At 30.1% G+C, this 6351-nt stretch carries 6 protein-coding genes and 1 other annotated feature; of the genes, 4 read left to right on the top strand and 2 right to left on the bottom strand.

Going from position 1 to position 6351, the window contains the following annotated elements; translation table 11 throughout:
* Window positions 1-60 precede the first annotated feature (60 nt).
* A complete protein-coding gene (locus G3997_RS00070) occupies window positions 61-489 on the bottom strand; it encodes an Lrp/AsnC family transcriptional regulator (protein WP_296646101.1) in 429 nt (142 codons plus the stop codon).
* Between the two features lie 12 nt (window positions 490-501).
* A complete protein-coding gene (locus G3997_RS00075) occupies window positions 502-1944 on the bottom strand; it encodes a nicotinate phosphoribosyltransferase (RefSeq protein ID WP_296646105.1) in 1443 nt (480 codons plus the stop codon).
* A 129-nt stretch (window positions 1945-2073) separates the two neighbouring features.
* Between G3997_RS00075 and G3997_RS00080 the strand changes: the two genes are divergently transcribed.
* The 4 genes from G3997_RS00080 to G3997_RS00095 all read left to right on the top strand — a co-directional run bounded on the left by G3997_RS00080 (window position 2074) and on the right by G3997_RS00095 (window position 6345).
* Window positions 2074-2649 carry a nucleoside recognition domain-containing protein gene (locus G3997_RS00080; protein ID WP_296646110.1) on the top strand — a complete coding sequence of 192 codons (576 nt, stop codon included), beginning with the start codon at window positions 2074-2076 and terminating at the stop codon, window positions 2647-2649.
* Entirely contained in the window at window positions 2649-3170 is a 522-nt protein-coding gene (locus G3997_RS00085) for a spore maturation protein (RefSeq protein ID WP_296646114.1), read from the top strand. Before G3997_RS00080 ends, G3997_RS00085 begins: the two co-directional genes overlap by 1 nt.
* Before the next feature lie 147 nt (window positions 3171-3317).
* Window positions 3318-3566, top strand: a binding site (T-box leader).
* Window positions 3567-3624: 58 nt separating this feature from the next.
* Entirely contained in the window at window positions 3625-5562 is a 1938-nt protein-coding gene (metG, locus tag G3997_RS00090; protein WP_296646119.1) for a methionine--tRNA ligase, read from the top strand.
* Between the two features lie 12 nt (window positions 5563-5574).
* Window positions 5575-6345, top strand: coding sequence for a TatD family hydrolase (locus G3997_RS00095; protein ID WP_296646124.1), 771 nt, complete (start codon window positions 5575-5577; stop codon window positions 6343-6345).
* Window positions 6346-6351 lie beyond the last annotated feature (6 nt).

Genomic DNA, 6351 nt, shown 5'->3' on the forward strand with positions numbered 1-6351 from the left:
GGCTATAAAAAGCTTATTTTATATTAAGCTTTTTATAGCCTTTTATACTATTATTTTAGTTTATAGTATAGATTTAGATTGTATTGGAGTTGATAATATAACAGAAGTTTTAGTTGTTCCAACTTTTTTTATAGCATCTATTACACTTTCTAATTCATACATATCTTTAACTATAACTTTTAAAAGTAAGCAGTCATCTCCTGTAATGTGATGACATTCTACTATTCTAGGATCTTTACGAGCAGCTTCTAAAAATTCATGGTATTTATTACTAGGTAAGGAAATGTTAACAAATGCTTTTATAACTCTACCTAAAGCATTAGGATTAACCATAGCTTTATATCCTTCTATAACACCTGATTCTTCTAATCTTTTAACTCTTTCAGAAACAGCTGGAGAAGTTAAACCTACTATTTTTCCTAAATCTTTCATAGATATTCTACCTTCATTTTGAAGTATTTCTATAATCTTGTAATCTGTAATATCCATATTGTTGCCCCCTTAACTATTGTGTTTTATATATTTTTTTGCATCTATCATTTTATTTTTTAAATACCAAAGGTCTCTTGATAAATCAACTTTATACGTTTGAGGATTAGAAAGTCTTCTATATTCTTCCCATAAAGAATCAAGTTCATTTTTTACATAGTTTCTAATTTCCATAACGCTTTTCTTTTCATATTTACATTCACCATTAATAAATAAAGGTTTAAGTAATTCTTTAATAGTGTAGTTTTTAAAAGACTTAGTTTTCCAAGTATAAGTAGGATGGAATATAGTTAAAGGTTTACTTTCATCTATATTCTCATTGTGAAGCATTATTAAATCTGCCTCAGCTTTATTTTCTTCATTATATATTCTAAACACTTTCTTATAGCCAGGATTACTTATTTTTTCTGGATCTTCTGATAATTTTATCTTAGGTTCGAAATCTCCATCATTTAATAAAGCAGCTAATTTATAAACTCCTCCAAGTGAAGGTGAATCAGATGAAGTTATTAGTTTAGTACCAACACCCCAAGAATTTACAGACGCACCATCAGCCTTTAATGAAGCTATAGTATACTCATCAAGGTCATTAGATGCAGTTATACTTATGTTTGTAAATCCTTCTTTATCTAAAGCTTCTTTACATTGATTAGATAAATATTTTAAATCACCAGAGTCAAGTCTTATACCTAATGGTTTGTGTCCTTTTTCTCTTAATTCTTTGAAAACTTCTATTGCATTAGGCAGCCCACTATTTAGTACATTATAAGTATCAACTAAAAGTAAGCATTTATCAGGATAAATATCAGCATAAGCTCTAAAAGCCTCTATTTCAGTATCAAATTTTTGAACCCAACTATGAGCTTGAGTTCCTACTACAGGAATATTAAACATTTTACCTGCTAAAACATTAGCAGTAGCTGAACATCCTCCTATTATAGCAGCTCTAGCACCATATGTACCAGCATCGGGACCTTGCGCACGACGAAGACCAAATTCAAATACAGGATCGCCTTGTGCTGCAAAGCATACTCTAGATGCTTTAGTTGCAATAAGTGATTGGAAGTTTATTATTGTAAGTAAAGCTGTTTCTATAAGTTGAGCTTGATATAAAGGAGCTTTTACTGTAAGTATAGGCTCGTTAGGAAACATTATAGTTCCTTCTTCAACAGCATATATATCCCCTGTAAATTTAAAATCTTTTAAAAATATTAAAAAATCATCAGAGAAAAGGTTTAGACTTTTTAAGTAATCTAAATCATCTTCTGAAAAATGAATATTATTTATGTACTCCACAAATTGTTCTATACCACAGACTATAGTATATCCGCCATTACAGGCATTTTTTCTAAAAAACATATCAAAGACAACAATATCTTCATGTATGTTCTTTTCAAAATACCCATTTAACATCGTAAGCTGATATAAGTCTGTAAGAAGTGTTAAATTTTTCATAGTATCTCTCCTTAATGTTAAAAAATTATAAAAAACCCCATAATTATACTAAATCATAATATAGTGGAACTTTCAAGTATAAAGTATAGACCAAGCTTCATAAAATTATAATAATAAGGGGGGATTTTAATGGGAAGAATTTGGTTTTACATGATTTCCATAGGAATAGTAGGAAGTATAATAACCAATAACTTAGGAGAATTAAATAAAGTTATATTAAATGAAGCTTCGAGGGGAGTAGAGTTTGCTATAAGTTTAGCAGGAGTAATGGCACTTTGGATGGGAATAATGAATATTGCTAAAGACTCAGGATTAATAGATAAAATAGGAAATAAGTTAAACCCTATAATGAGAAAATTGTTTCCATCAATACCTAAGGGGCATAAAGCAATGTCTTATATGGTAATGAATATGGCACTTAATATGGTAGGAGCAGGTAACGGAGCAACAGCTTTTGGTCTTAAAGCAATGGAAGAATTACAAACATTAAATCATAAAAAAGATACAGCCACAAATGACATGATTATGTTTTTAGTAATAAATATATCATCAATTCAAATAATACCATTTACTATGCTTAAAGTTAGATTAGATATGGGAGCCCAAAGTCCAAGTGATATTATACTTACAACCTTATTTGCAACGACTATGTCTACTATAGTAGCTGTGGTAAGCTGTAAATTACTACAAGGGAGGAAAAGATAATGGAGTTATTTTCTAATATATTAGTGCCGCTTATAATACTTTACATAGTAATTTACGGAAAATCTAAAAAAATAGATATATATGATAGCTTTGTAAAAGGAGCAGTTGATGGGTTAAAATCAGCTTGGTCGATAGCACCAAATATAATAGGAATATTTCTAGCTATAGGAATATTTAAAACTGGTGGAGGAATAGAGGTTTTAGAGTTTATATTTCAGCCTATAGCAAAGCTAATGAGCATACCAAAGGAATTAATAGGATTAATAATAGTTAAGCCTTTATCAGGTAGTGGAGCCTTAGGAATGTATACAGAACTTGCACAAAGGGTTGGAATTGATACTATTATTGAACGGATGGGTGCTACAATAGTAGGAGCATCTGAAACAATATTTTATACTATGGCAATTTACTATGGTAGCTTAAAGATAAAAAATACTAGACATACATTAACTTGTGCAATGATAAGCCATGTAGTAGGTGTTATAGCATCTGTATTCATATGTTATATAATGTTTGTATAAGCAAATTAGTATATGATATAATTAGATAATGAAAGATAAAAAACTATTTACATAAGATTTGAAATTTTTTATAATTAGTTTTAACATATAAAAAATAAGATATAATAATATGTATAAAATATATTATTGTAGTAAAACATACAAATGTATAAAGCGAAGAAGAGAAGAGTAAATAAGAGCTTTTTCTACAGAGAGCTAGAATAGGTGAAAGCTAGCGTTAAAGTAATTATTGAAGATGGCCTCAGAGCTTTTTATCCGAATGATAGATTTTCTATCTTTAAGATAAAACGATTAGACCCGTTATAGTCTATTAAGATATCTAAACATTATAGTTATAACTCTATAATACAGATTTAGATAAATTAGGGTGGTACCGCGAATAATCTCGCCCCTATGAATGTTCATAGGAGGCGAGTTTTTTAATATTTATTTCTACATAAGAGGAGGAAAAACAATGACAAAACCAAGCTTTTACGTAACAACTCCTATATACTATCCAAGTGGTAACTTACATATAGGACATACTTATACAACTGTTGCAGCAGATGCAATAGCTAGATTCAAGCGTTTCTGTGGGTACGATGTAAAGTTCTTAACAGGAACAGATGAGCACGGAGAAAAAATACAAAAAACTGCTAGAGAAAAAGGTATGACTGAAATAGAATACTTAGATGGAATGATAGCAGATATACAAAAATTATGGAAAACTATGGACATATCATATGATGATTTCATAAGAACTACACAAGATAGACATAAAGTTATAATACAAAAAATATTCACTAAGTTATATGAGCAAGGTGATATATATAAAGGTGCTTATGAAGGTAAGTACTGTACTCCATGTGAAAGTTTCTGGACAGAATCTCAATTATTAGAAGGAAATAAGTGTCCAGACTGTGGAAGAGAAACTTATGATGCTAAAGAAGAAGCTTACTTCTTTAAATTATCAAAATACGAAGATAGATTAAGAGAATTATTTGCTGACCCTAACTTCTGTTTCCCAGTATCAAGAAAGAACGAAATGGTTGCAAACTTCTTAGATAAAGGATTAGAAGACTTATGTGTAACTAGAACAACTTTTGACTGGGGTATAAAAGTACCGTTTGACGAGAAACATGTTATATATGTTTGGGTAGATGCATTATGCAACTACATAACAGCTTTAGGATATATGAGCGAAAATGACGCTGAGTACAAAAAATTCTGGCCGGCTAACGTTCATATAGTAGGTAAAGAAATAATGAGATTCCATACTATAATATGGCCAGCAATACTTATGGCATTAGGAGAAGAAGTTCCTACACAAGTATACGGACATGGATGGATATTATTCGATAACGATAAAATGAGTAAATCAAAAGGAAACATAGTTTACCCAGAGCAAATGATAGAAAGATATGGAGTAGATGCATTAAAATACTTCTTATTAAGAGAATTTGCATTTGGTCAAGATGGAAACTATACTCATAGAAACTTTGTAACAAGACTTAACTCAGACCTTGCTAATGATTTAGGAAACTTAGTAAGCAGAACTGTTTCTATGGTTGAAAAATACAATGATGGTATAATACCAATGGCAAATGTAGCTACTTCATTTGATGAAAGCTTAAAAGAAACTGCTAAATTATCAGTAGAAAACTTTGAAGTAGAAATGAATAAACTTCAATTTAATGAAGCATTAGAAAGTGCTTGGAAATTAATAAGAAGAACTAATAAGTATATAGATGAAACTATGCCTTGGGCTTTAGCTAAAGATGAAGCTAAAAAAGGTGAGTTAGACACAGTTTTATACAACTTATGTGAATCTATAAGAATAGTTGCTACATTAATAAATCCAATAATGAACGCTACAGCTAATAAGATATACGATCAATTAGGAATAACTGATGAAAACTTAAAAACTTGGGAAAGTGTTAAGACTTTCGGACTTATAGATGAAAATACTAAAGTTCATAAAGGTGAAGCTTTATTCCCAAGATTAGATATAGAAAAAGAAGTAGAAGAATTAAATGAATTATTCTCTGAAAAAAAAGATGAGCCTAAGGAAGAACCAATAGAGCACAAAGAGAATATAACAATAGATGATTTAGATAAAGTTGAACTTAGAGTTGGTAAGATATTAAGCTGTGAAAAACATCCAAAAGCTGATAGATTATTAGTATCTCAAGTTAAAGTTGGACCAGAAACAAGACAAATAGTATCTGGAATAGCTAAATGGTACAAGCCAGAAGAAATGGTTGGAAAAGACGTTATAGTTGTATGTAACTTAAAGCCAGTTAAGTTAAGAGGTGTTGAATCTCAAGGTATGATATTAGCTGCTGGAAATGATGGAGACGACTTAATAGTACCAGTTGCTACTGGTGCAAATTCAGGATGCGAAGTTCGTTAAGGAGTGAAAACTATGTTATTTGACTCACATGCACATTTAAATGATCCAAGATTTGATGAAGATAGAGAAGCATTAATAAAAAAATTACAAGAAGAGCACGTGGATTTAGTATTAAATCCAGGTGCTGATATAGAAACATCTATATCTAGTGTAGAGCTTGCTAATAAATATGATTTTATATATGCAGCAGTTGGAGTACATCCACATGATGTAAAAGACTTAGATGACACTGCTATAGATACTTTAAGAAAATTAGCTACTGAAAATGAAAAGGTAGTTGCAATAGGAGAAATAGGACTAGATTATTACTATGATAATTCTCCTAGAGAAATTCAAAAAGAATGGTTTAAAAAACAAATTGAACTTGCTAATGAATTAAAACTTCCTATAATAATACATGATAGAGATGCGCATCAAGATACTTTTGAGATAATCAAAAATACTAAATCTCCGGAAATAGGATGTGTACTTCACTGTTATAGTGGAAATGTAGAATTAGCAAGAGAATATGTAAAAATGGGATGTTATATTTCAATACCAGGAACAGTTACTTTTAAAAATAATAAGAAAACTAGAGAAGTTGCAAAAGAAATACCTTTAGAGTACTTATTAATAGAAACTGATTCTCCATATATGGCTCCAGAGCCACATAGAGGTAAAAGAAATGACCCATCATTAGTAGCATTCGTCGCAGATAAGATAGCTCAAGAAAAGGGAATATCTTATGAAAAAGTCTGTGAAGCTACTAAGGAAAATGCAAAGAGATTATTTAATATAAAATAAAAATTA

The organism is Romboutsia sp. 13368, assembly GCF_018336475.1.
Classification (GTDB): domain Bacteria; phylum Bacillota; class Clostridia; order Peptostreptococcales; family Peptostreptococcaceae; genus Romboutsia.